Source organism: Terriglobales bacterium (assembly GCA_035624475.1).
Lineage (GTDB): Bacteria > Acidobacteriota > Terriglobia > Terriglobales > Acidobacteriaceae > DASPRL01.
Genome location: DASPRL010000223.1, coordinates 1 through 3,146 on the forward strand (window position 1 = coordinate 1; position 3,146 = coordinate 3,146).

Annotated in this window: 4 protein-coding genes; all 4 read right to left on the reverse strand. The window is 69.5% G+C overall.

Annotated elements, in window-relative coordinates; all coding sequences use genetic code 11:
• Positions 1-271 (reverse strand): glycosyltransferase (locus VEG08_09285; protein ID HXZ28174.1); only part of this gene is annotated, 271 nt, incomplete at its 3' end.
• Positions 268-969, reverse strand: a complete 702-nt coding sequence (locus VEG08_09290; GenBank protein HXZ28175.1) for an acyltransferase — start codon at positions 967-969, stop codon at positions 268-270. The genes VEG08_09285 and VEG08_09290, both read right to left, overlap by 4 nt.
• Complete coding sequence (locus tag VEG08_09295; protein ID HXZ28176.1) at positions 959-2,062, reverse strand: DegT/DnrJ/EryC1/StrS family aminotransferase; 1,104 nt, start codon at positions 2,060-2,062, stop codon at positions 959-961. The genes VEG08_09290 and VEG08_09295 overlap by 11 nt, the downstream gene beginning before the upstream one ends.
• A partial coding sequence (locus tag VEG08_09300) for a Gfo/Idh/MocA family oxidoreductase (GenBank protein HXZ28177.1) occupies positions 2,059-3,146 on the reverse strand: 1,088 nt, incomplete at its 5' end. The genes VEG08_09300 and VEG08_09295, both read right to left, overlap by 4 nt.

Consider the following 3,146-nt stretch of genomic DNA (forward strand, 5'->3'; position numbering starts at 1 on the left):
AGGCGGCATCGCCGGTGGCGTAGTCGAAGCCGGCGCGGATGGCCATGTGCGAGCCGCAATTCTGGGCGAACTTGAGGACGCGGACGTAGGGGAACTCGGCGGCCAGCGCGGCCAGGTGCTGAAAGGTGTCGTCGCGGCTGCCGTCGTCCACGAAGACGATCTCGAAGTCCGTCCCGGGAAGCTGCGTGTGGAAGACCTCGGCGATGGCGGCGCGGGCGGCGCGCACGCTCTCGCCTTCGTTGTAGGCGGGGACGATGACCGAGACCTTCATCGCCGATTCCTGCCTCCCCGCGCATGTCCCGGGCGCCAGCGCAAGAAGCGGGCGGGGACGCCGGCCACGATGGCGAAGGGCGGGACGTCTTCCACCACCACCGCGCCCGCTCCCACGATAGCCCCCTTGCCCACGGTCACCCCGGGCAGGATGACGGCGTTGGTGCCGATGTCCGCCCCGGCACCGATGCGGACCCGCCTGATCTCGAGGTCAGTCTGGATGATGGGCACGTTGGCGGGCAGGCCGGTGTGCGCCGAGCCCAGCACCTTGGCTCCCGGTCCCCAGCCTACGTACTCCTCGATGACCAGGTCGCGGGCGTCCAGGAAGGCGTGCGGCCCGATCCAGGAGTGGTCGCCGATGACGCAGCGGCCGTCGAAGCGCCCCTGCACGTTGCACTGCGCGCCCAAGAAGACTCCGTTGCCGATCTCGAAGGTCTCCAGGTGCCGGAAGACCGCGCCGGAGCCGATGTGCACGCCGTGACCGAAGCGGCGGGCGCCGGCGCGCCAGATGGCGCGGCGCATCAGCAGCTCCAACTCCCCGTCGCCCACCGCGAAGCGGCCGTACAACTCCACCAGATGGCTCAGGTCATAGCGGGCGCGCAGGAAATCAGCCAGGCCCAGCTCGAAAGGAGCGTCGGGCACGACGCGACGCTTGCCGTGCACGGCTTTGACGATGCGGCTGTGGCGCTTAGAGGGCATGGACTCCTTGCTGCACCGCCGCCACCACTTCCTCGATCTGCGCCGGAGCCAATTCGGGATAGATGGGCAGCGAGAGCACCTCGCGCGCCAGCCGTTCCGCCACCGGAAAGTCGCCCGCCTTGTAGCCCAGGTCGGCGTAAGCGGGCTGCAGGTGCACGGGGATGGGATAATGGATGCCGGTCTGAACGCCCGCCGCCTGCAGCGACTTCTGCAGGGCGTCGCGCTGGGGCGAGCGCACCGCGTACACGTGGAAGACGTGGCGGGCGTAGGGCATCTCGGCCGGGGTCTGGACCTCGGAGCCGCGCAGCAGTTCCGTGTAGCGAGCGGCGCGGGCGCGGCGGGCCTCGGTCCACTCTTCCAGGTGGCGTAGCTTCACCCGCAGGATGGCGCCCTGCAGTCCCTCCATGCGGTAGTTGTAGCCGCGAAGCTGGTGGTGGTAGCGGCGCTCCTCGCCCCAGTTGCGCAGCAGGCGGACGGTGCGCGCGTGTTCGGAGTTGTTGGTCACCACCAGGCCGCCCTCCCCGTACGCGCCCAGGTTCTTGCCGGGATAGAAGCTGAAGCATGCCAGCTCGCCGAGAGGGCCGACGCGGCGGCGCTTGTATTCGGCGCCATGGGCCTGGCAGGCGTCTTCGATGACGGGCACGCCGCGGCGGCGGGCGATCTCGAAGATGGGATCCAGGTCGGCGGGCTGGCCGTAGAGGTGCACCGGGACGATGGCCTTGGTGCGCAGGGTCAGAGCGCGCTCCAGCCGGGCCGGGTCCAGGTTGAAGGAGTGTGGGTCGACGTCCACCAGCACGGCGCGGGCGCCGCTGTAGCCGATGGCGGCCACGGTGGCCACGAAGGTGAAGGGCGTGGTGACGACTTCGTCGCCGGGGCCGACGCCCAGGGCCAGCAGCGACAGGTGCAGGGCGCTGGTGCCGGAGTTGACGGCCACGGCGTGGGCGGCGCCGCAGTAAGCGGCGAACTCTTCTTCGAAGCGCGCCACCTCCTCGCCCAGCACGAACTGACAGCTCTCCAGCACGCGGGCGATGGCGGCGTCGATCTCCGGCTTGAGGGAGCGGTACTGGGCTTTGAGATCGAGGAAGGGGATCACGCCGTCACCTTGTCGCGGGCCAGCTCGACAGGGCGGCCGCGCTGGCTCATGGATTGGGTGGCGGCCTCCAGGATGCGCACCACGCGCAGGCCGGCGTCGCCGCCGGTGAGGGGCTGCTCCTGGCCGCGCACGCAGGCCAGGAAGTGGCGCACCTCGGTCTGCAGGGCCTCGCTGGAGTCGATCTGCGGCGCCCACATGTCGCCGGCGCGGTAGCCCACCAGCAGCTTGTAGAGGCTCTCGGGGTCGCCGGAGACGGTGATGCCCTTGTCGTACACCTTCACCTTCTCGCTGGCTTCCAGGTCGTCGTAGACGATCATCTTCTGGCTGGCCCCGATGAGGGTGCGGCGCAGCTTCACCGGCGCCAGCCAGTTCACGTGGATGTGGGCGATCAGGCTAGTGTCGAAGAACAGGGTGAGGAAGGCGATGTTCTCGGGCTTGCCGGGGACGTGGCTTACGCCGGTGGCCGAGACCGCCACCGGGCGCGCCGGCAGCACGTAGTCCATGATGGAAAGATCGTGCACGGCCAGGTCCCAGATGACGTTGGTGTCGTGCTGGAACAGCCCCAGGTTCACGCGCACGGAGTCGTAGTAGTAGATCTCGCCCAGGCCGCCCTGCTCCACCAGCTCGCGGATCTTGCGCACCGCGCCGGTGTAAACGAAAGTGTGGTCCACCAGCAGCACGCGGCGGCGGCGCTCGGCTTCCTCGATGAGGCGCGCGGCCTCCGCGGCGGTGGCGGCCAGCGGCTTTTCCAGGAAGACGTGCTTGCCGGCGGCCAGCGCCTTCATGCCCAGCTCGAAGTGGGTGGAGACGGGAGTGGCGATGGCGACCGCGTCCAGGGCGGGATCGCGCAGCAGTTCTTCGGCGCCGGCCACGGCGCGCACTCCGGGATAGCGGGTCTCGACCAGGGCGCGGCGCTCCGCTTTCGTGTCGCTGACCGTGGTGACCTGGGCGGCGCCCGACTCCACGAAGTTGCGCACCAGGTTCGGCCCCCAGTAGCCGTAGCCGATCACTCCCACACGCACTTTGTTTCCCTGGTCAGGCACGGGCCACCAGCAGGATGCCGAAGAGAAGGACGAACAGGCCG